At 60.8% G+C, this 20,305-nt stretch carries 23 protein-coding genes and 1 tRNA gene; 16 read left to right on the plus strand and 8 right to left on the minus strand.

The features are described 5' to 3' along the window. Nucleotides 1–66: 66 nt before the first annotated feature. Nucleotides 67–318 carry a GIY-YIG nuclease family protein gene (locus tag NKH63_RS23585; RefSeq protein WP_023721031.1) on the minus strand — a complete coding sequence of 84 codons (252 nt, stop codon included), beginning with the start codon at nt 316–318 and terminating at the stop codon, nt 67–69. A gap of 94 nt (nt 319–412) precedes the next feature. After that, a tRNA-Ser gene (locus NKH63_RS23590) sits at nt 413–503 on the minus strand. Nucleotides 504–952: 449 nt separating this feature from the next. On the opposite strand from NKH63_RS23590, the gene NKH63_RS23595 reads away from it, so the two are divergent. Continuing rightward, on the plus strand, nt 953–2,104 hold the full coding sequence (locus NKH63_RS23595) for a porin (protein ID WP_352481864.1): 1,152 nt from the start codon (nt 953–955) through the stop codon (nt 2,102–2,104). 274 nt (nt 2,105–2,378) lie between these two features. Here NKH63_RS23595 and NKH63_RS23600 read toward each other — a convergent pair whose 3' ends face one another. Beyond that, nucleotides 2,379–4,031 (minus strand): tetratricopeptide repeat-containing sulfotransferase family protein, encoded by a 1,653-nt coding sequence (locus tag NKH63_RS23600; protein ID WP_352481865.1) that lies wholly within the window; start codon nt 4,029–4,031, stop codon nt 2,379–2,381. A 190-nt stretch (nt 4,032–4,221) separates the two neighbouring features. Then, nucleotides 4,222–5,874 carry a tetratricopeptide repeat-containing sulfotransferase family protein gene (locus tag NKH63_RS23605; RefSeq protein WP_352481867.1) on the minus strand — a complete coding sequence of 551 codons (1,653 nt, stop codon included), beginning with the start codon at nt 5,872–5,874 and terminating at the stop codon, nt 4,222–4,224. Between the two features lie 120 nt (nt 5,875–5,994). On the opposite strand from NKH63_RS23605, the gene NKH63_RS23610 reads away from it, so the two are divergent. Beyond that, nucleotides 5,995–7,101 carry a pyridoxal phosphate-dependent aminotransferase gene (locus NKH63_RS23610; protein ID WP_352481868.1) on the plus strand — a complete coding sequence of 369 codons (1,107 nt, stop codon included), beginning with the start codon at nt 5,995–5,997 and terminating at the stop codon, nt 7,099–7,101. Nucleotides 7,102–7,146: 45 nt separating this feature from the next. On the opposite strand, the gene NKH63_RS23615 is transcribed toward NKH63_RS23610, so the two are convergent. Next, complete coding sequence (locus NKH63_RS23615; RefSeq protein ID WP_352481912.1) at nt 7,147–7,467, minus strand: MarR family winged helix-turn-helix transcriptional regulator; 321 nt, start codon at nt 7,465–7,467, stop codon at nt 7,147–7,149. 39 nt (nt 7,468–7,506) lie between these two features. Then, a complete protein-coding gene (locus NKH63_RS23620; RefSeq protein WP_352481869.1) occupies nt 7,507–7,653 on the minus strand; it encodes a hypothetical protein in 147 nt (48 codons plus the stop codon). A 198-nt stretch (nt 7,654–7,851) separates the two neighbouring features. Between NKH63_RS23620 and NKH63_RS23625 the strand changes: the two genes are divergently transcribed. The 11 genes from NKH63_RS23625 (at nt 7,852) to NKH63_RS23675 (ending at nt 16,979) form a co-directional block, all read left to right on the plus strand. Continuing rightward, entirely contained in the window at nt 7,852–8,130 is a 279-nt protein-coding gene (locus NKH63_RS23625; protein ID WP_352481870.1) for an acylphosphatase, read from the plus strand. 143 nt (nt 8,131–8,273) lie between these two features. Then, entirely contained in the window at nt 8,274–8,936 is a 663-nt protein-coding gene (locus NKH63_RS23630; protein WP_352481871.1) for a TetR/AcrR family transcriptional regulator, read from the plus strand. A gap of 48 nt (nt 8,937–8,984) precedes the next feature. Then, the gene (locus NKH63_RS23635; protein ID WP_352481872.1) at nt 8,985–10,148 is read left to right on the plus strand and encodes an isovaleryl-CoA dehydrogenase; all 1,164 of its coding nucleotides are present in this window, start codon (nt 8,985–8,987) and stop codon (nt 10,146–10,148) included. Nucleotides 10,149–10,230: 82 nt separating this feature from the next. Further along, entirely contained in the window at nt 10,231–10,623 is a 393-nt protein-coding gene (locus NKH63_RS23640; protein WP_023718356.1) for an AbrB/MazE/SpoVT family DNA-binding domain-containing protein, read from the plus strand. Continuing rightward, the gene (locus NKH63_RS23645) at nt 10,620–11,003 is read left to right on the plus strand and encodes a type II toxin-antitoxin system VapC family toxin (protein ID WP_023718357.1); all 384 of its coding nucleotides are present in this window, start codon (nt 10,620–10,622) and stop codon (nt 11,001–11,003) included. Before NKH63_RS23640 ends, NKH63_RS23645 begins: the two co-directional genes overlap by 4 nt. 4 nt (nt 11,004–11,007) lie before the next feature. Continuing rightward, nucleotides 11,008–12,615 (plus strand): carboxyl transferase domain-containing protein, encoded by a 1,608-nt coding sequence (locus NKH63_RS23650; protein WP_352481873.1) that lies wholly within the window; start codon nt 11,008–11,010, stop codon nt 12,613–12,615. Between the two features lies 1 nt (nt 12,616). Further along, entirely contained in the window at nt 12,617–13,147 is a 531-nt protein-coding gene (locus tag NKH63_RS23655; protein WP_023718359.1) for an O-acetyl-ADP-ribose deacetylase, read from the plus strand. Nucleotides 13,148–13,264: 117 nt separating this feature from the next. Beyond that, the gene (locus NKH63_RS23660; protein ID WP_023718360.1) at nt 13,265–13,639 is read left to right on the plus strand and encodes a hypothetical protein; all 375 of its coding nucleotides are present in this window, start codon (nt 13,265–13,267) and stop codon (nt 13,637–13,639) included. 45 nt (nt 13,640–13,684) lie between these two features. Then, nucleotides 13,685–14,053: a hypothetical protein gene (locus NKH63_RS23665; protein WP_023718361.1), complete on the plus strand. Its 369-nt coding sequence runs from the start codon at nt 13,685–13,687 to the stop codon at nt 14,051–14,053. Between the two features lie 36 nt (nt 14,054–14,089). Continuing rightward, entirely contained in the window at nt 14,090–14,464 is a 375-nt protein-coding gene (locus tag NKH63_RS23670; RefSeq protein ID WP_352481913.1) for a hypothetical protein, read from the plus strand. 526 nt (nt 14,465–14,990) lie between these two features. Beyond that, complete coding sequence (locus tag NKH63_RS23675) at nt 14,991–16,979, plus strand: acetyl/propionyl/methylcrotonyl-CoA carboxylase subunit alpha (protein ID WP_352918895.1); 1,989 nt, start codon at nt 14,991–14,993, stop codon at nt 16,977–16,979. A gap of 98 nt (nt 16,980–17,077) precedes the next feature. On the opposite strand, the gene NKH63_RS23680 is transcribed toward NKH63_RS23675, so the two are convergent. Both NKH63_RS23680 and NKH63_RS23685 read right to left on the minus strand, forming a co-directional pair. Then, complete coding sequence (locus tag NKH63_RS23680; RefSeq protein ID WP_352481876.1) at nt 17,078–18,199, minus strand: branched-chain amino acid ABC transporter substrate-binding protein; 1,122 nt, start codon at nt 18,197–18,199, stop codon at nt 17,078–17,080. A gap of 379 nt (nt 18,200–18,578) precedes the next feature. Continuing rightward, nucleotides 18,579–18,845, minus strand: coding sequence for an SEL1-like repeat protein (locus NKH63_RS23685; RefSeq protein WP_010915070.1), 267 nt, complete (start codon nt 18,843–18,845; stop codon nt 18,579–18,581). Between the two features lie 456 nt (nt 18,846–19,301). On the opposite strand from NKH63_RS23685, the gene NKH63_RS23690 reads away from it, so the two are divergent. The 3 genes from NKH63_RS23690 to NKH63_RS23700 all read left to right on the plus strand — a co-directional run bounded on the left by NKH63_RS23690 (nt 19,302) and on the right by NKH63_RS23700 (nt 20,233). After that, nucleotides 19,302–19,646, plus strand: coding sequence for a DUF2147 domain-containing protein (locus NKH63_RS23690; RefSeq protein ID WP_023677801.1), 345 nt, complete (start codon nt 19,302–19,304; stop codon nt 19,644–19,646). Between the two features lie 208 nt (nt 19,647–19,854). Beyond that, nucleotides 19,855–20,007, plus strand: a complete 153-nt coding sequence (locus tag NKH63_RS23695) for a hypothetical protein (RefSeq protein ID WP_023718367.1) — start codon at nt 19,855–19,857, stop codon at nt 20,005–20,007. A 31-nt stretch (nt 20,008–20,038) separates the two neighbouring features. After that, complete coding sequence (locus NKH63_RS23700; RefSeq protein WP_352481878.1) at nt 20,039–20,233, plus strand: hypothetical protein; 195 nt, start codon at nt 20,039–20,041, stop codon at nt 20,231–20,233. Nucleotides 20,234–20,305 lie beyond the last annotated feature (72 nt).

Raw genomic sequence — 20,305 nt, forward strand, 5'->3', positions numbered from 1 at the left:
GTCGGCAAAAAGCAGCTCGTTCGGCTGTTTTTATTTATATTTTCAAATAGATAAGTCCTAAGGCCGTCAGTGAGGCCCTGTCCGCCAAAAACGCTTACTGGCGAAGGCCTTGCCTGAACCGGTCTTGAAATATCGCTCGAGTTGCCGTGCGTTGGCCTCGGTTTCAACCCCGATGTAGGACTTCAAAGTTACAGGCAGATAGGCCTTGGTCGAAGTCACATAGCCTGATCGATGCGATTCGAAGCGGCGCCGAAGGTCGTTGGTCGACCCGACGTAGACATCGCCGTTACGAAGTTGCAGGAAATAGACGTACCACATAGTCCCCCTACGCTACTTCGTAGCTTCGGGCGACACCCTACGCCCAAAATGCGGTTCCGGGTGGCCTGCCACCCGAAGCCCGCAGGGCGTAGGGTGGCGGAGAGGATGGGATTCGAACCCACGAGAAGCTTTTGACCTCTACTCCCTTAGCAGGGGAGCGCCTTCGACCACTCGGCCACCTCTCCGTTGCGCCGGTGGATAAAGAAAAGCGCCGGCACAATCAACAAGCTGGCGCTATTATCCTTGAAAAATCGACCCTTCGCCAAAGCGCCGCCCAGCGATGTGGCGATTCTGCGGCGATTCCCTGGTTCGCGACTCGCGCCATGGTCACATTTCGGGCCGACCATCGCCGGAATCCGCCGTTTGCAACGGCTTGCGAAGGGCTGTTGGTTAACGGGAGCTTTCGGAGTGAGGCCAAATCGTGTCATTTGTGCAACAACGCCGGGGTATAGCGCCAACACAAACCTTTTGCCGGTACGATCGTGGTTGAACGCCGCCGCCTCATGGGTAATGTCGGGTTTGAAGGAGCGGCGCGGTGCGCATCTTTTTCGGTAGTGGGGATGGGGCAGGGAACGCTGTCCTTCAGCAAAGAATACCCAGACCCGTTTTTTAACTTTTGACTGGAGGTCAGAAAATGAACATCAAGAGCCTTCTTCTCGGCTCCGCTGCGGCACTGATCGCAGTTTCCGGTGCGCGCGCCGCCGACGCCGTCGTCGTCGCCGAGCCGGAACCCGCTGAATACGTCAAGATTTGCGACGTCTACGGCGCTGGCTACTTCTACATCCCCGGCACCGAAACCTGCCTGCGCATCGGTGGCTATGTCCGCTATGACATCGGCATCGGCGACGTCGGCTCCTTCGACGGTGCGAAGACCACGGATCAGATGGACGGCGGCTCGCAGGATACCTACTACAAGCACGCCCGATTCACGTTGAAGACCTGGACCGGCCAGGAAACCGAGCTCGGCACCTTGAAGACCTACACCGAGACCCGTTTCAACTGGGGTAACCACAACGATTATCTTGATGACAACTTTAACGGCGGTACGAGTGTTTCGCTGAACTTTGCCTGGGTCCAACTCGGTGGTTTGCGCGTCGGCAAAGACGAATCGGCCTTCGACACGTTCATCGGCTACGCCGGCAACGTCATCCAGGATACGCTAGTCCCCTATGGCGGCTTCGACACCAATGTCGTCCAGTACTACTTCGACGCCGGCAACGGCTTCTCGGCCGTGGCTTCGTTGGAAACCGGTTCGGGCAGTGCCGATGCGGATCCTGGCATTTTCCAAGACAGCAACAGCGGCAATGATTCGATCGACAGCTATGTTCCGTATGTGGTCGGCGGTATTAAATACACGCAGGGTTGGGGCTCGATCACCGGTGTTGCCGCCTATGACAGCACTTGGGAAGAGTGGGCCGGCAAGGTTCGCGTCGACGTTACGCCGATACAGAACCTGACACTGTTCGTCATGGCCGGTTACGGTTCGGACGACAACATCGACCGCAACTTCTATAAGCAGTGGGGCGGCAACTGGGCAGTTTGGGGTGGTGGCACCTACACCATCAACGAGAAGACCTCGTTCAACCTCCAAGCATCGGTTGACGACGACAAGAACTACGGCGTCGCCGCGAACATCGCCTACGATATCGTTCCCGGCTTCACGATCACTGCCGAAGTCGATTGGGCTCGCGACGGTCAGTTTGATAAAGCCTACGATCGCAACTGGACCAATGCCGACGACAAGGACAGCGTCGGCGGGATGCTGCGCTTCCAGCGCTCATTCTAACAATCCGAACCTGATTGAGATCGAACCCGGCGGCCAACCGCCGGGTTTTTCGTATCGGGCGACGCAGCTAACAACTCTCGGTGCATGAATACAGGCTGCCACTGAATACCTATCGCAGGGCTGAGCTGGTCAATTGTAATGCTCGCCGCGCCCGCTTGTCCGAACGTGCAAAAAATGAAGATCTTGGCACGATCTGAAGGGCTGGCCTACAGGATCAACGGATCTCGACAGCAAGTCACCGTCGACCTCGGCCTGCCGAACGCCACCCACTCGTTCAAAGTTCGGCTAGATCTCCCAAGGCGTGAATCAGCGGCTGAATTGTGCTCTCATATTTTTTCCAGCGCTTGACCGATGATGTATAGATCGGCTGCCGCACCTGCCAGCGGCTGGGGGTATTGACCGACCTGTCCTTCTCGAAAAAGCGCAGGCAGGAATCGTCCCAAGGCAAGCCGAGATGATCGATGAGACGGCGCGACTGCGCCTCCTGATCCGCAATCAGCGTCTCGTAGCGGCTTTCGAAAATACGTCCGGGAAAGACCTTATTCCAATGCCGCATCAAGCGATCATATTCACGGTAGTATAGGCCGAGTGTCTCAAGGTCGGCGTTGTAGCCGTGGTCCTTGGTGAAATGCAAGACGAAGCAGGACACGCAATTGTCGATGGCATCGCGCCGGCAATGAATGATGCGCGCGTGGGGAAAAAGAATTCCAATCACTCCGATAAACTCGAAGTTGTGCGGCATCTTGTCGAGTATGCGGAGCGCGGCAGGCGCGTGCTGGCGCAGATAAGACAGGTATTCTTCGGCCAGCGCCCTCGACTGATCCCTCGTCATCGACATGATCGAACTGCGCAGGTCCTCATCCGATTGTGTTCTAAAGCCCATCGAGTTCGCGATTCGGCGCAGCTTCGTAAGCTCCCCGGCGCCATGGACATCCGGATGGCTCGCGCAGATCTGCTCGGTCAGCGTCGTCCCCGACCGGGGCATGCCCAGCACAAACACAGGCACTTCGGATGGACTGCCGTGGCCAGCCTTGGCTTCCAATAGTGACGGGCTGAATATCTCGATCATGGAATCGACACTTCGGCGGTAGTACTCCAGGTCGAAATCGTGACCAGCGGCCTTTTTTGCCTTCTGGAAGTGATCCATCGCCTCATCGTAGCGCTCGAGATCGTTCAGCACTTTGCCTGCGGCGTGATGGAGCTGGGATGCAGCAACCGGTTCGAGCCTGGGATTGGAGAGTTCGCGCAGGATAGCGTCGAGCTCGGCAGGTTTTTCGGTGAACTTTTGCGTGTCGACCAGGTAGTTGTAGGCTGCCCCAACATCGACGCGACGTTCTATTGCCTGATTGAGATAGGCTCTGGCTTCGTCCATGCGACCGAGGCTGGCGAGCGCACCAGCCAGACCAATTCGGACCATGGGATGGTCGCCGTTGATCTTCAGTGCCTTCTCGTAAAGGGGCAAAGCCATCTCGGCCTTGTCGAAGTTGACGTAGGCACGCGCCAGTCCGCAAAGCGCTTCCACCAGATCGGGCTTCAATTCGCAGGCGCGCTGCAGGTGCCTGATAGCAAGCAAGCTGTCGCCAAGCTTCAGACCGGCCTCTCCCAGGCTAAGGTGGAAATACGGATTTTGAGGCGTCTGGCTTACTGCTCGTGCAAAATATTTGAGAGCCAACTCATCGTCGATACCGAGCCCCAGCGTGCCGAGGATGTACAGCGAAAGCGGGTGGTTTGGCGTGCGGGCGAGAACGCGATGGCATAACTCCTCGGCCTCTGGAAGCCGCTTGGCTTGCTGGAGTTCGAGCGCCTGTCGCAACAGCATGTCGTCAGCTTGCGCGCGCGACGGCGGTTTCGCTTTCGGCGGCTGCACTTTCGGCGCCGGGCGGGACTTTATGTGTTTGGACCAAGCGGGCGGCAGTCGGTTGCTCATCATGTCTCGCTAGCAAAATGATCTGGGAGAATCCAGCCTGACGTGCCCGCCCGCCGCAGAACTTGGCAGCCAGGCCGGGAGCTTAGTCTAGCAACCGGTGCCCCGCCGCAATTGCAGCCCCAGCCCACAAACCTGGCGATTCAGATCTCGTGGCCCACACAAATGCAAATTGCCGACTGCAATTCCCGAGTCAAATCTCGGCGAGATCACCGAGCGACTGGATCAGCGGCTGGATTGCGCTCTCATAGTTTTTCCAGCGCTTGACAGATGAACTGTAGATCGGTTGCCGAACCTGCCAGCGACTGGCCGTGTTGACCGATCCCTCCTTGTCGAAGAAGCGCAGGCAGGTATCGTCCCAGGGCAATCCAAGATGATCGATCAGACGGCGCGATTGTGCCTCCTGATCCGCAACCAGCGTCTCGTAGCGACTTTCGAAGATGCGTCCGGGAAAAACCTTGTCCCAATGTCGCATCAGGCGATCATATTCACGGTAGTACAGCCCGAGTGTCTGCAGGTCGGCGATGTAGCTGTGTCCCTTGGAGAAATTCTGGAAAAAACACGAGAGGCAATTGTCGATGGCATCGCGACGACAGTGAATAATCCGTACATTGGGGAAGAGAAGCCCTATGAGACCGATCAGTTCGAAATTCCGGGGCATCTTGTCGACGATGCGAAGCGCGGTCGGCGCACGCTCACGAAGATAGGACAGGTGCTCCTCGGCCAGCATTTTGGATAGGTCGGGGGTGATCGGAACGATCGATTGGTCCAAGGTCCGTGCTGAAACCTTCGTGAGGCCGATAGCATTTGCGGCTCGCCTTATCTTTTTCAGCTCTCCGGCGCCATGAACATTCGGGTGGCTCGCGCAAATCTGCTCGGTCAGGGTGGTGCCCGATCGGGGCATGCCCAATACAAACACGGGCACTTCCGACGGGCTTCCATAACCCGCCTTGGCGGCCAACATGTCCGGGTTGAAGAACTCAATCGTGGAGTCGATCCAGCGGCGATAGGTCTCCAGATCGAACTTATAGCCGGCGGCCCGCTTGCCTTTCTTGAAATGATCTATCGCGTCTTCGTAGCGCCCAAGGTCGTTCAGCACTTTGCCGGCAGCGTGATGAAGTGTCGTCGCACTGTCCGGGTCAAGCTTTGGCTCACCAAGCTCGCGCAGGATGGACCTAAGTTCGGCCGGCTCTTCGGTGAATTTGCGCGTACGCACAAGCTCATTATAGGCGGCGGGCATAGCGATGCGACGTTCGATCGCCTCCTTCAGATAGATTTTGGCTTCATCCATGCGACCAAGACCGGTGAGTGCGCTGGCCAGCCCCGTCCGAACGCGGGGATGATCGCGGTTGATCTTGAGCGCTCTCTCGTAAACCGGCACAGCCATGTCAGCCTTGTCGAATTCGACGTAGGCGCGCCCCAATGCGCAAAGCGCCTCCACCAAATCGGGCTTCAACTCCAGAGCGTGCTGGATGTGCGTGATTGCGGGCGAATATTCGCTTACCCTCAGATAAGCTTCACCCAGACTAAGGTGATAATAGGGGTTTCGGGGCTCCACGCCGACGGCTCGCGCCAAATAGCGCAAGGCCATTTCATCGTCGAGCCCGATGAACAGCGTGCCCATGATATACAATGCCAAGGGATGGTTGGGCGTGCGCTCCAGCACGCGGCGGCACAGTTCCTGAGCCTCGGCCAACCGCTTGGCCTGCTGCAAGTCATACGCCTGTTTCAGCAGCGCGTCGTCGGCCTGCACGCGCATCAATGGTTTCGCCTTCGGCGGTTCCACTTTCGGCGCCGGGTGGGACTTTATATGCTTGGACCAGGCGGGCGGCAGTCGGTTGCTCATCATGTCTCGCTAGCAAAATGATCCGCGAGAATCCAGCCTGACCGTCGCCGCCGTTCGTGGAACTTGCGCAGGCCCAGCCGGCAGGCTAGCAAGAAGGCCCTTTTTGAACGAGCCTTTGCCATGCGCCCTCCCCTGACGCCAATCATCAGCGCGCTTCCCTCGACGGTGCCATTTGTCGGTCCGGAGGCGCAGGAGCGTGATCGCGGCCGCGCCTTTCGCGCCCGTATCGGCGCCAATGAGAGCAGCTTTGGCCCCTCGCTGCGGGTCGTTGCCCGCATGGCCGAGATTGCCGGCGACATGTGGATGTATTGCGACCCCGACAATCACGATTTGAAGGTAGCCGTGGCCCGACATCTCGGTGTCGGCGCCGAAAACGTCGTCGTCGGCGAAGGCATAGACGGGCTGCTCAGCCTGGTGGCGCGCATGTATGTGGCGCCCGGCGACGCGGTGGTGACCTCGCGCGGCGCCTATCCGACCTTCAACTTTCATGTTGCCGGCGTCGGCGGCCGGCTGGTCGCGGTGCCTTACGAGAACGACCGGGAAAACCTGGACGGCCTGCTGGCGGCAGTGGCCAGGGACAAGGCGCCGCTGGTCTATCTGTCCAACCCGGACAATCCGATGGGCAGTTGGTGGGAAGCGGCCGAGCTCAGCCGCTTCATCGAGGCCTTGCCGGAGACCACAATGCTGGTGCTCGACGAGGCGTATGGCGAATTAGGGCCAGCCTCAGCGATGCCGCCGATCGATGTGGCGCGGCCGAACGTCATCCGCATGCGCACCTTCTCCAAGGCCTATGGGCTAGCCGGCATACGCTGCGGCTACGCGGTGGCCGAAGCCCAGGTGATTCGCGATTTTGAGAAGATCCGCAACCATTACGGCGTCAGCCGCATGGCGCAGATCGCCGGCGTCGAGGCGCTTGCCGATCAGGCCTGGCTGGAGAGCGTGGTGGCGCGGGTCGCCGCCGGCCGCCGGCGCATCGCCGGAATAGCCGTGGCGAACGGGCTGAAGCCGCTGGCTTCGGCGACCAATTTCGTCACCATCGACTGCGGCCGCGACGGCGCCTTCGCGCTGAAGGTGCTGCGGGCGCTGTTGTCGCGCGACGTGTTCATCCGCAAGCCAATGGTGCCAGTGCTCGACCGCTGCATCCGGGTCAGCGTCGGCCTCGATCACGAGCTCGACATTTTTGCCGAGGAACTGCCCGGCGCACTGGCGGCAGCGCGGGGGAATTGAGGCGCCAAAAGGGGCGACGGAACACCACGACCTCCAGTACTGCCGCTATTTCTCCCCACCACCAAGCAGGCGCATGACGCGTTTCAAGGCGTCCGATAATTCGGCAGCCGCGTCATCGGCGAGGCCGGCCGTCAGCCGGGCGAGATCGCGATCCGTCGCAGCCTGAAGCCTGGCGAGTTCCGCACTTCCGCGAGCGGTTAGCGACAGGATGCGTCTGCGCCGATCGGCTGGGTCAGTGCGTATCTCGGTCAGGCCAGCGGCGGCGAATCTCCTCAGGATGCGTGTGACATAGGCCGGATCGAGCCGGAGTTCGGCGGCGATTTCGGAGGCCGCCGGCCCGAGATCGAGGTGGAACGCCCGTGCCAGAAACCCAGCCTCACCGCCGCTATTGGCGGCAGCGCGGGATCAGTCGCCCAATTCGAACAGCAGCCGCGCCTCGCCCAGCGTATAGGCGCTGTGCGTCAAGGTCAGGTCGAGCAGCCCGATCAGGCGCGTGTAGAAGCGATTGAAGCAACGTATCTCCGCGACAAGGGCATTCCGATCGGCCGGCATGACGACCTCCTTCGGGCTGATCGCTCCTAAGGACCATGATGGTCTATTATTTGACTTAGTCAATCATTCGATGGAGACGCCGCCTATCTCGCACGTGAAGCTGGCGGATAGCGATCGGCAGAGAGACCTTCGATGCACGTTGCCTGGTTGAATTTGCACAGCGATGCGCCAGACTCGACTCAGAAGATGGAGAGCGCGATGGCCGACCGGACGGTGCAGGTACGCATATACGGCAAGGTGCAGGGCGTCAGCTATCGGGTCTGGGCGCGGCGCGAGGCGTCTGGACTTGGCCTTGCCGGTTGGGTGCGCAACGAAATTGACGGCTCGGTGACAGCCTTGATTGCAGGGGCCGATGCGGCGGTCTCGACAATGATCGAACGGCTTCGGCAAGGGCCGCCAGGGGCAGCGGTTTCGAAAGTTGACGTCGAGGAGATCGAGGCACGCGACATGTCCGCGGGTTTCAGGATTGTTGCCTAGAAAGGCATGATCCTGCTCATTCGCTTCCATCGCACAAAATCTCCAGGGTGCAGATAGAGCAAACCTGAAGCCAATGCCTTACCCGAACACACTCCTTGAATTAATTGAACGTTTGTTTTATTGTGCTGAAAAGGCGGCTTGTCATGGCGCGTACGACCGGTTCCGACGGAGAGAAGACCGAAGCTGCGGTCCGCGAGGCGGCGGTCAGCCTGATTGCGCGTCTCGGCTACGAGGCGATGTCGATGCGCCAGCTGGCGGCCGAGGTCGGCGTCCAGGCAGCGGCGCTTTACCGCTATTTCCCGACCAAGCAGGACCTTCTGTTCACGCTGATGCGCGAGCATATGGAAGGCTTGATCGAGGCGTGGCGCGCAACACGCCCTGTCGGCGCCGATCCGGCAGCGCGGCTCGCCGCCTATGTCGAAAACCACATCGCTTTCCACGTCGAACGCCGCCATTCCACCCATGTCTCGAACATGGAGCTGCGCAGCCTGTCGCACGAAAGACTCACGCAGATCCTGCGCATGCGCACCGCTTACGAGAAGGAGCTGCGCGCCATTCTGCGCGACGGCGTCGAAGCGGGCTTGTTCAGCGTCGAGGACACCGGGCTCACCGCCATGGCGCTGATCCAGATGATGACCGGCGTCATCGTGTGGTTCCGGCCGGGCGAACGGCTGTCGATCGCCGAAGTCACCGCTACATATCTAGCAATGACAATGCGCCTTGTTGGAGCAAAGAGCGATGGCGCGAGGACGAGCCACGGCACCGTGCGTCCATTCGAGCGCGCAAAGGACGCTGTAGCACTTTGATTTCGCGCATGATCCCGATTTTCGCGGTCGTGCGCCGGGAGGAACGGCATGTACACGCAGACGCTCAACTTCGGGCTTGACGAAGACATCGAGGCGCTGCGCGATCTGGTGCGGCGCTTCGCCCAGGAGAAAATCGCGCCGATAGCCGCCGAGATCGACCGCTCGAACGAATTCCCGGCACATCTGTGGGTGGAGCTCGGCGGGCTCGGCCTGCTCGGCATCACCGCCGATCCCGATTTCGGCGGCAGCGGCATGGGCTACCTCGCCCATGTCGTGGCGATGGAGGAGATTTCGCGCGCCTCGGCCTCGGTCGGCCTCTCTTACGGCGCCCATTCCAACCTGTGCGTCAATCAGATCAACCGCTGGGCGACGCAGGCACAGAAAGAAAAATATCTGCCTTCGCTCTGCAGCGGCGAAAAGGTCGGGGCACTGGCGATGTCGGAATCGGGTGCCGGCTCAGATGTCGTGTCGCTGCGCCTGCGCGCCGAAAAGCGCAATGATCGCTACGTGCTCAACGGCACCAAAATGTGGATCACCAACGGGCCGGATGCCGAGACGCTGGTCGTCTACGCCAAGACCGATCCGGAACTCCATTCGCGCGGCATCACCGCTTTCATCGTCGAAAAGGCTTTTGCCGGTTTTTCCGTTGCGCAAAAGCTCGACAAGCTCGGCATGCGCGGCTCGAACACCGGCGAGCTGGTGTTCGAGGATGTCGAAGTGCCGTTCGACAATGTGCTGCACGAGGAAGGGCGCGGCGTCGAGGTGCTGATGTCGGGCCTCGACTACGAACGCGCCGTGCTGGCCGGCGGCCCGATCGGGCTGATGGCTGCGTGCCTCGACGTGGCGATACCTTACGTGCACGAACGCAAGCAGTTCGGCCAGCCGATCGGCGAATTCCAGCTGGTGCAAGGCAAGCTCGCCGACATGTATGCGACGATGAATGCGGCGCGTGCTTACGTCTATGCCGTAGCCGCCGCCTGCGATCGCGGTGAGACGACGCGCAAGGACGCCGCCGGGTGCGTGCTGTTCGCCGCCGAAAAGGCGACGCTGATGGCGCTCGACGCCATCCAGCTTTTGGGCGGCAACGGCTACATCAACGATTACCCTACCGGCCGGCTGCTGCGCGACGCCAAGCTCTACGAGATCGGCGCCGGCACCAGCGAAATCCGTCGCTGGCTGATCGGGCGGGAAATCATGGCGGAGGGCGCCTAATGGCATTCTTTTGAGATTTGCCAGAAGCCGCACGATATGGCATACTTCTGGACATATGCCATAAATACAAGCGAGACGGACCATGGCGGGCAGAACGGGAAAGTCCGGATTTGATGAAGATCCGCAAGCACAGTTCGATGCTGGCGCTCGCAAAACGCGGCTTCGGGTTCCGGCGAAACGCGAGCGCGTCAAGCTTGGCGAGGGCGGGCGCTTCGTCATCCCTGCTGCGATGCGCGAGGAGATGGGCGTGAAGCCTGGCGAGGACATGATCCTTCATGTCGAAAACGGCGAGTTGCGGGTAAGATCGTGGCTGCAGAATCTGCGACGCGTTCAGGCCGAATTGTCGGCGCTGAAACAGCCCGGTGAAAGCGTCGTCGACGAATTTCTGAAGGAGCGGCGGGAAGAGCAGCGTCGAAGCGACAAGCGTCTCGACCGGCTTCACGCCGAAGGGACGACAGGAAAGCGGGTGAAATGAAGCCCTACGTCATGGACAGTTCGGCGGCGCTCGCAATCCTGCTCAACGAGCAAGGCACCGAGAATGCTTTGGGGTTCGCGCCGGATGCACAATGCAGTTCAGTCAATGCGGCCGAGATCATTGCCAAGCTGATCGACAAGGGACGCAGCTTGGAACAGGCTGCCGACGACCTCGGAAGTCTCGGCATGCCGATCGCCGTTTTCGACCAAGCGATGGGCATCGCCGCCGGCCAGCTTCGCCAACTGACGCGGCATCGCGGCTTGTCGCTGGGCGATCGGGCCTGCCTGGCGCTGGCGATTCGCGAGAACGCCATTGCCGTCACCGCCGATCGCGACTGGGGCGACCTGGATGTCGGCTGCAAGATCGAGCTGATCCGGTAGCGCCATGGCCCCCCTCACCTCGCAGATCTCGCCCGTCTCCGATATTTTCCGCGCCAATGCCGAGCGCATGCGGGCGCTGGTCGCCGATATTGCGGAAAAGGCTGCTACGGTCGAACACGGCGGCTCGGAGGAAGCGCGTGAGCGGCATGTTTCGCGCGGCAAGCTCCTGCCGCGGCAACGTCTTGCCCAATTGCTCGATACCGGCTCGCCCTTCCTCGAGATCGGCCAGTTCGCGGCGTGGTCGATGTATGGCGAGGACATCTCCTCGGCCGGCCTCATCGCCGGCGTCGGCCGCGTCGAAGGCACCGAAGTCATGGTCGTCGTCAATGACGCCACGGTGAAGGGCGGCACCTATTATCCACTGACGGTGAAGAAGCATCTGCGTGCACAGGAGATCGCATTGCAGAACAATCTGCCTTGCGTCTATCTGGTCGACAGCGGCGGCGCCAATCTGCCCAATCAGGACGAGGTGTTTCCCGACCGCGATCATTTCGGCCGCATCTTCTACAACCAGGCCAACATGTCGGCCGCCGGCATTCCGCAGATCGCCTGCGTCATGGGTTCATGCACGGCCGGCGGCGCCTATGTGCCTGCGATGTCGGACGAGACAATCATGGTGCGCAACCAGGCGACCATCTTTCTCGGCGGGCCGCCGCTGGTGAAAGCGGCCACCGGCGAGGACGTCACCGCCGAGGACCTCGGTGGTGCCGACGTGCACACAAGGCTTTCCGGCGTTGCCGATCACTATGCGCTCGACGACGAGCATGCGCTGGCAATATGCCGGCGTATCGTCAAAAACCTGAATCGGAACAAGACTGTAAGCCTGGCCCTGAAGAAATCGATCCCACCGCTTCACGATCCACATGAACTCTACGGCATCGTACCGACGGATCTGCGCCAGCCTTACGACGTGCGCGAGGTGATCGCCCGCATCGTCGACGGCTCCGAGTTCGATGAGTTCAAGCAGAATTACGGCACCACGCTGGTCACCGGTTTTGCCCATCTCAACGGCATGCCGGTCGGCATCGTCGCCAACAATGGCGTGCTGTTTTCGGAAAGCGCGCTGAAGGGCGCGCACTTCATCGAACTGTGCTGCCAGCGCAAGATCCCGCTGGTCTTCCTGCAAAACATCACCGGTTTCATGGTCGGGCGAAAATACGAGGCCGGCGGCATCGCCAAGGATGGCGCCAAGCTGGTCATGGCGGTCGCAACGGCCAAGGTGCCGAAGGTGACCGTGATCATCGGCGGCTCGTTCGGCGCCGGCAATTACGGTATGTGCGGACGCGCCTATTCGCCACGCTTCCTGTGGATGTGGCCGAATGCCCGCATCTCGGTGATGGGCGGCGAACAGGCAGCAACGGTGCTGGCCGTGGTCAAGCGCGAAGGCATCGAGCGCAAGGGTGGCGAGTGGAGCGCCGAAGAGGAAGCAAAATTCAAGAAGCCGATCCTGATGAAGTACGAGCATGAAGGTCACCCGCTCTATTCGTCGGCAAGGCTCTGGGACGACGGCATCATCGATCCGGCGAAGACCCGCGAGGTGCTGGCGCTAAGCCTGTCGGCCGCGCTGAACGCCGGGATCGAGGAGACCCGGTTCGGCGTGTTCAGGATGTGAGATGAGCGAAATCGACCAGAGGATTCGCGTTCACACCGGCGACATCACGAAGCTGGCGGTCGATGCAATCGTCAACGCCGCCAACACCTCGCTTCTCGGCGGCGGCGGCGTGGACGGCGCCATCCACCGGGCGGCCGGCCCCGAGCTTGAGTTCGAATGCCGGATGCTGAATGGCTGCAAGGTTGGCGAGGCAAAACTCACCAAGGGCTACAGGCTGCCGGCACACTACATCATCCACACGGTCGGACCGGTCTGGCAAGGCGGCAGCAAAGGAGAGGCCGAGCTGCTCGCCTCCTGCTATCGCCGGTCACTCGAAATCGCCGCCGCAAAGGACTGCCGGACGGTGGCGTTTCCAGCGATCTCGACCGGTGTCTACCGCTATCCTAAGGATCAGGCGACGCAAATTGCTGTCGGTGCCGTGAGTGCCTTCATCGGCCAGAACATCGTTCCGGAAACCGTCATTTTCTGCTGCTTCGACGAGCCGACGGCCGAACTGTATCAGCGGGTCGTTGCTGCACTCGGCAGGGTGTGACCCTGCGCGGGCGACGAACCCGTCCACACCTCCAGACCATTTTTTTGCTTCTTCATCTGGCCAGCCGAAAGAATTACGGCTATTGGTCATCGCAATACCAATGGGGATTGGGCGAAGATGAAACGGCGGCTTTTCAAGGAAACAACTGCGTCTATACTTGCGGGGTTGCTTATATTAGCGACGCCTGGCGTCAGTGCAGCGGCGTCGCTGGCTGGGAAAGTCGGCGACAAGCGTTCCTTCGTGTATCTCCCTCAGCAAGGCTCGGAAGGCAATTGCAGGCAGGCCTACAACGCCTATGTGGCTGCGGCCGGTCATTCCGCCTACGCATCGACCATCACCGGAGCAAGGGTCCTGTATTTCGTCTGCGGCGTGCACATTAACGCACCGTCCCAGAAGGCTGCCGAAGCGCTCGCGCTTAAGTCATGCGAATCCGGTCGCAAGAAGTTCAAAGTGGACATGGTCGGCGGCTGCGGCGTAGTCGCTTCCAAGTAGCTTTCGGCATCAAAGCGCCAGATAGCAATGGGGGATAGGGCGAAGATGAGACTTCAGCTTTTTCAGAAAACAACTGTATCCATATTTGCAGGGTTGCTCGTGTTGGGGGCGCCCGGTATCGGAGCAGCGGAGTCGCTGGCGGGAAGCAAGGGCGACAGCCGCTATCCCGTCTATTTCGCACCTGGCTCGACGGGAGGCTGTCAGAAGGCATACAGGGCCTATGTGGCGACCGGCAGCCATTCCGCTTATGCGTCGACTCCATTCAATTGGGCGACCGAGTTCATGATTTGCGCGCGTGCAAATGCAACGTCGCAAAAGGCTGCAGAGGCGCAGGCGCTGAAATCCTGCCAGTCAGCCAAGAGGAGCTACAAGGTCACAACCGCGGGAGCTTGCAGCATCGCTGCCTCCAAGTAGGAGATGCTGTTGGCGTTCGCTCTTCCAGGGGGAAAAATGACACCGAGACACGTCAAAAGTACAATCGCTTCGATACTTGCCGGCTTTCTTGTATTCACGGCACCTGGCATAGGAACGGCGGAATCGCTGGCGGGAAGCAAGGGCGAGACCCGTTTCTACCCCTATTTGCCGAAGAATCCGAAGGATCTATGCACCATGGCTTACAAGGCCTATGTAGCGGCCGGTGGCCATTCGGCCTATGCAAGCACTCCGTATTCCCGGGTGCGTTCGCTGTACATCATATGCGGCTCGCGCTTGAATGCACCATCACAGCAAGCTGCCGAAGAGTTGGCGTTAAAATCCTGTCAGGCCACCCGCAACAGTTATAAGGTTACGACAGGCGGAGGCTGCGAAATAGCCGCCTCCAAATAGCTGAATATCTACCAGTCTTGGGTTTTTCAAATGGGTTGGGCAATGAAATCTTTATCCATCAGGCGAGCAACCATATTGGTACTTGCACTGTTCGTGGCCTCTGCACCGAATATTGGCGCCGCCGAGTCGCTAGCTGGAAGCAAGGGCGACGTCCGTTTCTACCCGTATTTGCCGGCAACCGCGGATCGGCCGTGTACCAAGGCATATAAGGCGTATGTGGCGGCCAGCGGCCATTCAGCGTATGCGACCACTCCGTATTCCAGAGTGCGTTCGTTGTACATCATGTGCGGCTCGCGCTTGAATGCGCCCTCGCAAAAGGCTGCCGAGGATATGGCTATGAAATCCTGCCAGGCCACCCGCAGCCATTACAAGGTCACGACCGGTGGAGCTTGCGAAATCGCGGCCTCCAAGTAGGCAGGCCTCGCTTGCCTATCCTTTGACGGCCAGATTACAAAGCGGGGTATTGCCGCAGCTCGCGTGAAGAGAATTCGCGCCGTTGGCGGCGAGCTCTGCCTGTGGAGGCCCGATGTTCGCCAAGATCCTGATCGCCAACCGTGGCGAGATCGCCTGCCGGGTGATCCGCACGGCACGCAGGATGGGTGTGCGCAGCGTCGCCGTCTATTCTGACGCCGACGCTCGCGCCTTGCATGTCGAGACGGCGGACGAGGCGGTGCATATCGGTCCCTCGCCTGCCGGCGAAAGCTATCTGCGGGGTAACAAGATCATCGCGGCGGCCTTGGCCACGGGTGCCGAGGCCATTCATCCGGGCTACGGCTTTCTCTCGGAAAATCCCGACTTCGTCGACCAGGTGGTCGCGGCGGGGCTGATCTTCATCGGGCCGTCGGCGGCCTCGATCCGCGCCATGGGATTGAAGGACGCGGCTAAGCGGCTGATGGAAAAGGCCGGCGTGCCGGTGGTGCCGGGCTATCATGGCGAGGCGCAGGAGATCGTGTTGCTCGCCTCCAAGGCGCGCGAGATCGGCTACCCCGTATTGATCAAGGCGCGCGCCGGTGGCGGCGGCAAGGGCATGCGGCGCGTCGAGCATCCCGATGATTTTTCGGAAGCACTGTCTGGCGCGCGGCGCGAGGCGAAGGCCGCCTTCGGTGACGACCGCGTTTTGGTGGAAAAATATGTCGACAAGCCGCGCCACATCGAAGTGCAGATATTCGGCGACAGTTTCGGCAATGTCGTGCACCTCTACGAGCGCGACTGCTCGGCGCAACGCCGCCACCAGAAGGTGATCGAGGAGGCGCCTGCCCCCGGCATGACGCCGGCGTTGCGCAAGGCGATGACCGAGGCGGCGGTGAAGGCCGCCAAGGCAATCCACTATTCCGGCGCCGGCACCATCGAGTTCATCGTCGATGCCTCGCAAGGTCTGAAGGCCGACCGTTTCTGGTTCATGGAAATGAACACCCGCCTGCAGGTCGAGCACCCGGTCACCGAAATGGTCACCGGCATCGACCTGGTCGAGTGGCAGTTGCGGGTGGCCTCCGGCGAAAAACTGCCGAAGACGCAGAGCGAGGTCGCGCTCTCCGGCCACGCCTTCGAGGCGCGCATCTATGCCGAGGACGCAGCAAGAGGGTTTTTGCCGGCGACCGGCACCTTGCACCATTTAAAATTTCCGCAACCGGCGCCCGAAGGTGCGAGCATGCGCATCGAAACCGGTGTGCGCGCCGGCGATGCGATCTCGCCGTTTTACGATCCGATGATCGCCAAGCTGGTCATCCATGGCAAGGACAGGCGGACGGCGCTCACGGCACTCGGCGCGGCGCTGTCGCAGACCGAAATCGCCGGCTCGACGGTCAACACCGCCTTTCTTGCCGCGCTGGCCGCTGATGCGGATTTTGCGGCGGGCGATGTCGATACCGACCTGATCGCCAGGCATCAGCAGGCGCTGACGGCGGTTCCGCCGCCGAGCGGTGAGACGATTGCCGCTGCGGCACTTGCCGCGTCTGGTGCGGGCGACTTGCCGTCCTCCGACGATCCCTGGTCGTCACTGGCCGGCTATGCGCATTTCCACGCGGTGGCGCGGCGCACGCTGCTGAGATTTGGCGAGCAGGGGATCGTCGCGCGCGTATCGGTGCGGCCGGACGGGCGGTTCGAGGTGGCGCTGGATGCCCCCTATGACAGCGCCAATTCGCATGATCTCCGCGCCGCGCCTCGCCTCGCCCGCTGGCCGGGCCACGTCACGGTCTTCGAAGGCGCCATCGGCTACGGTTTTGCCGTGCCGGATCCGCTGGCGCGGGCCGACGAAGCCGCAGCCGCTTCCGGCAGCCTACGCGCGCCAATGCCGGGACTGGTCAAATTGGTTCGTGCTGGCAAAGGCGAGGCTGTGATCAAGGGGCAGCCGCTGCTGATCCTGGAGGCGATGAAGATGGAGCACACCATTGCCGCCCCCCATGACGGGGTAATCGCCGAGATCGCTGCCGAAGGCGCGCAGGTCACCGACGGAACCGTGCTGGTTCGCTTTGCCGAGGAACCACAGCTGACTGCTGTTTCCCTATCCACGAAGTGATCTCGAACGCGTCACAAAGGCATCGCCAAGAACAACATGGCCGGGTTTGACCCCGGCCATGTTCGATTACACCAGCGCAGCTTGCGGCGCCGCGGCCATTACGGCTGGATCGGGGCGTATTTGCCGTCGTGCCACTGGTTGATGTCGTAGCTGGCGTTCTTGAGGTCGCCTTTCTCGTCGAAGGTGACCGGACCGACAACCGTGCTGATCGGCTGGCCGTTCTTCAACGCTTCAGCGACCTTGGCCGGGTCGTCGCTGCCGGCGCGCTTGATGCCTTCGGCGAAGGCCTGGATCACCGCATAGGAAAACAGCGTGAAGCCCTCCGGCACGAAGCCGCCGGCCTTGATCTTGGCGATGGCTTCCTTGGCTTCGGGCTTCGCCTGCGGATCCGATGGGAAGACGAACATGGTGCCTTCACCGGCCGGACCGGCAACCTGCCAGAATTCCGGCGAAGCGATCGAGTCCGGCATGATCAGCTGGAACTTGAGGTTCTGCTCCGCCGACTGGCGCAGGATGAGGCCCGCTTCGGGATGATAGCCGCCGAAATAGACGACATCAGTTTTCAGCTCCTTGAGCTTGGTAACAAGCGCGGAGTAGTCCTTCTCGCCGGCGTTGATGCCCTCGTAGAGGATCTCCTTGAGACCGTTCTGGTTCATCGTTGCCTTGACGGCATCGGCCACACCCTGCCCATAGGCGCTCTTGTCGTGCATGATGACGACGTTCTTGCCGGCATATTTCTTGGCGATCCATGGACCGATGAAAGCGCCCTGCGCATCGTCGCGCGTATAGAGGCGCATGATCGTCGGCCAGCCGGCCTTCGCCGCTGCGTCGGTCAGCACCGGGTTCGAGGAAGCCGGACTCATCATCAGCGCACCGGCTTCGGCGTAGACAGCGGAGGCCGGGATGCTGGAGCCCGAGCAGGCATGGCCATCGATGAACTTGACACCATTGGCGATGATGCGGTTCGCGACCGAAACTGCCTGCTTCGGATCGCACTGGTCATCCTCGATGTCGAGCTTGATCTGGCGGCCGTCGACGCCGCCCGCCGCGTTGATCGCGTCGGTGGCGGCTTGCGCGCCCTGCTTGAACTGGTCGCCGATGGTGGCAAGCTGACCGGTCATCGGTCCGACCACCGAAAAGGTGATGTCGTCGGCGAAGGCGACCGGCGCGGTCATCATCAGGCCAAATATGGCGGCGCTCAAAATACTGAATTTCTTCATGGTGACACAACTCCTCCACTCTCGCGCGACCGTCCCGGCCGCGCCTCTTCCAGAGTGGCGGGAGAATTTCATCCTTCACCGGAGCTGTCTAGGCGCATCGTCGGCACTCGATTGGGCCTGCAACACGCGGTCCCAAAGACAAAGCCGCGCCAGCCTTGTTCCGGCCGGTCGCGGCTTTTGCCATCGAGCTTCCCAACGCATCGGCGCCAGGAACCGCTCGCCTTCCCTGTCTATTGCACAGCTCGCTGCCGTGTTCTTGATCTTGTTAGCCCAGCCGTCTTGCGCGGCCTTGATTTTTCGGGCCTAACCGTCTGCGCGGCTTTGACCCGAAGCGTCCCTGTCGTGAACTCAGTACCCCGTGAAGTCGACGTTGACGAATTCAGTGCATCGTCATCCATTCGCGGGCTTCGCGGAGCGCCTTGGCGATCTCGACCTTCGACATGGCGGCCGACAATTCAGAGCGCAGTTCCGCGGCGCGGGCCGAACCCTTGATCGCGGCGATATTGAACCATTTGTGGGCGGCGACGACATCGGTCTCGCAATCGCGGCCGGTCGCATACATCATGCCCAACTCGAAAAGAATATCGGCCTGGGCAGTTGCCCCCATGGCGCCGAAGCCGGCTTCAAGCATTTCAAAACGTGCCATTTCAAATCCCCTGTTCTGGCTCCCGAGAGGTGTCTCCGTCTGTCCCTCGGTGTCCTTGACTACCTTCGGGGCGGCTCTCTTTCGATGCTTTCGAGAATGCCGCGGAGGCTTGAATCCGTCGTTAAATGGCGTGCTTAATTTGAGGAAAACAAAGCTAAAACAAGAGGTAAACGCGAAAATTCGTTAAGGATACAAAGCCAGCAATCGCGCCGGTTTGCACAAAATTTGAAGAAAACTTGCGAGGCGCGGATCAAGACTCCGCTAACCACGGAACACAAAGACGTGTGCGGCCCGTTTCATTTTTCGCCGGCGCGGCCGTTCGGGAGCGGGCAAAAACCCGCAACCCTTCCGTCGCGGCACCGCTTTTGTTTTTCCGAGAGCTGGACTAGCTTACGTTTGCGTAAGGGGCAGACGGCCGGGGCGGAGCCCGATTGACTTGCCTGAGGGAGGAGAGACATGTTTCGACAAGTGAGCCTGGCCCTCGCGGCCGCAATAATGATGACCGGCGCGGCATGGGCCGATCCGATCGAAGGCAATTGGAAAACGCAAGCCGGATCGACTGCCGCCATTTCGGGTGGCGGCGGGGCATTTTCGATTACGCTCAAATCCGGCAAATTTGCCGGCAAGAACATCGGTTCACTGAAGGTGGCCGGCGACAACAAATATGCCGGCACGATAACCGACCCGGAAACCGACAAGACCTATTCGGGCAAGGCGTCGCTTTCCGGCAGTTCGCTCAAGATGAGCGGCTGCGTGCTCGGCGGGCTGATCTGCAAGAGCCAGACCTGGCATAAGCTCTGATCGAGCCATTCCTGCCGGGATGAGCGGGGCCAGTTGGCCCCGTTTTCATGTTATCGGTCTCGCAGCCACGGCGTCGCCATCGGTCGCTGCTTTCAAGGCGGCCCGTCCAGAGATCATCAACCATTTTGAACCCCAGATGAACGCCGGCATCAGAGCTGGTTCAGCCGGGGCAAGGCATTGTCATGCGTGTTGAAGGAGACACCGCGCAATGCTTGCCCGCCGCTTCACCATCGTCTGCCTGCTGATGAGCCTGTTCGGCATGTTGTTCGCTGTCCTTGTCGCCGAAGCCGGCCGTCCGGCCCGCGCCTGGGACGTCGCCATTTCCTGCCGGCTCGGTTGCCCGAACCAGCTTCGCCACTGAACCCGACAGCGAGAATCTAGAAAACCACGCCATGACCCACCTCACCGCCAACGTCCTCAAGACCCTTCGGCTTCTGCCGCGGACGGCGCTCATCCTAATGCTTCTGGCGGCCCCGATTCTGGCCGTACCGACGATGCGCGCCGATGCCGGTTCGACCATCGAGGCGCCTGCGCTGAGGAAGTCCGGTCTCGGCTTTGTGCTGCTGGTCAGCCTGCGGCGCGGTTGAATCGCAGGAAAGAAAACGCCCAACAGCGTTCTGAGACCGCCTTACCCCCTCCCAACCGCGCGCCCAACTCTC

This window comes from Mesorhizobium sp. M0960 (genome assembly GCF_040319055.1).
Taxonomy (GTDB): domain Bacteria; phylum Pseudomonadota; class Alphaproteobacteria; order Rhizobiales; family Rhizobiaceae; genus Mesorhizobium.

What these genes read in the sequence shown, in the direction of transcription:
- NKH63_RS23585 (WP_023721031.1), bottom strand. Translation starts at nt 318, where the DNA reads ATGTGGTACGTCTATTTCCTGCAACTTCGTAACGGCGATGTCTACGTC.
- NKH63_RS23595 (WP_352481864.1), top strand. Translation starts at nt 953, where the DNA reads ATGAACATCAAGAGCCTTCTTCTCGGCTCCGCTGCGGCACTGATCGCA.
- NKH63_RS23600 (WP_352481865.1), bottom strand. Translation starts at nt 4,031, where the DNA reads ATGAGCAACCGACTGCCGCCCGCTTGGTCCAAACACATAAAGTCCCGC.
- NKH63_RS23605 (WP_352481867.1), bottom strand. Translation starts at nt 5,874, where the DNA reads ATGAGCAACCGACTGCCGCCCGCCTGGTCCAAGCATATAAAGTCCCAC.
- NKH63_RS23610 (WP_352481868.1), top strand. Translation starts at nt 5,995, where the DNA reads ATGCGCCCTCCCCTGACGCCAATCATCAGCGCGCTTCCCTCGACGGTG.
- NKH63_RS23620 (WP_352481869.1), bottom strand. Translation starts at nt 7,653, where the DNA reads ATGCCGGCCGATCGGAATGCCCTTGTCGCGGAGATACGTTGCTTCAAT.
- NKH63_RS23625 (WP_352481870.1), top strand. Translation starts at nt 7,852, where the DNA reads ATGGCCGACCGGACGGTGCAGGTACGCATATACGGCAAGGTGCAGGGC.
- NKH63_RS23630 (WP_352481871.1), top strand. Translation starts at nt 8,274, where the DNA reads ATGGCGCGTACGACCGGTTCCGACGGAGAGAAGACCGAAGCTGCGGTC.
- NKH63_RS23635 (WP_352481872.1), top strand. Translation starts at nt 8,985, where the DNA reads ATGTACACGCAGACGCTCAACTTCGGGCTTGACGAAGACATCGAGGCG.
- NKH63_RS23640 (WP_023718356.1), top strand. Translation starts at nt 10,231, where the DNA reads ATGGCGGGCAGAACGGGAAAGTCCGGATTTGATGAAGATCCGCAAGCA.
- NKH63_RS23645 (WP_023718357.1), top strand. Translation starts at nt 10,620, where the DNA reads ATGAAGCCCTACGTCATGGACAGTTCGGCGGCGCTCGCAATCCTGCTC.
- NKH63_RS23650 (WP_352481873.1), top strand. Translation starts at nt 11,008, where the DNA reads ATGGCCCCCCTCACCTCGCAGATCTCGCCCGTCTCCGATATTTTCCGC.
- NKH63_RS23655 (WP_023718359.1), top strand. Translation starts at nt 12,617, where the DNA reads ATGAGCGAAATCGACCAGAGGATTCGCGTTCACACCGGCGACATCACG.
- NKH63_RS23660 (WP_023718360.1), top strand. Translation starts at nt 13,265, where the DNA reads ATGAAACGGCGGCTTTTCAAGGAAACAACTGCGTCTATACTTGCGGGG.
- NKH63_RS23665 (WP_023718361.1), top strand. Translation starts at nt 13,685, where the DNA reads ATGAGACTTCAGCTTTTTCAGAAAACAACTGTATCCATATTTGCAGGG.
- NKH63_RS23670 (WP_352481913.1), top strand. Translation starts at nt 14,090, where the DNA reads ATGACACCGAGACACGTCAAAAGTACAATCGCTTCGATACTTGCCGGC.
- NKH63_RS23675 (WP_352918895.1), top strand. Translation starts at nt 14,991, where the DNA reads ATGTTCGCCAAGATCCTGATCGCCAACCGTGGCGAGATCGCCTGCCGG.
- NKH63_RS23680 (WP_352481876.1), bottom strand. Translation starts at nt 18,199, where the DNA reads ATGAAGAAATTCAGTATTTTGAGCGCCGCCATATTTGGCCTGATGATG.
- NKH63_RS23685 (WP_010915070.1), bottom strand. Translation starts at nt 18,845, where the DNA reads ATGGCACGTTTTGAAATGCTTGAAGCCGGCTTCGGCGCCATGGGGGCA.
- NKH63_RS23690 (WP_023677801.1), top strand. Translation starts at nt 19,302, where the DNA reads ATGTTTCGACAAGTGAGCCTGGCCCTCGCGGCCGCAATAATGATGACC.
- NKH63_RS23695 (WP_023718367.1), top strand. Translation starts at nt 19,855, where the DNA reads ATGCTTGCCCGCCGCTTCACCATCGTCTGCCTGCTGATGAGCCTGTTC.
- NKH63_RS23700 (WP_352481878.1), top strand. Translation starts at nt 20,039, where the DNA reads ATGACCCACCTCACCGCCAACGTCCTCAAGACCCTTCGGCTTCTGCCG.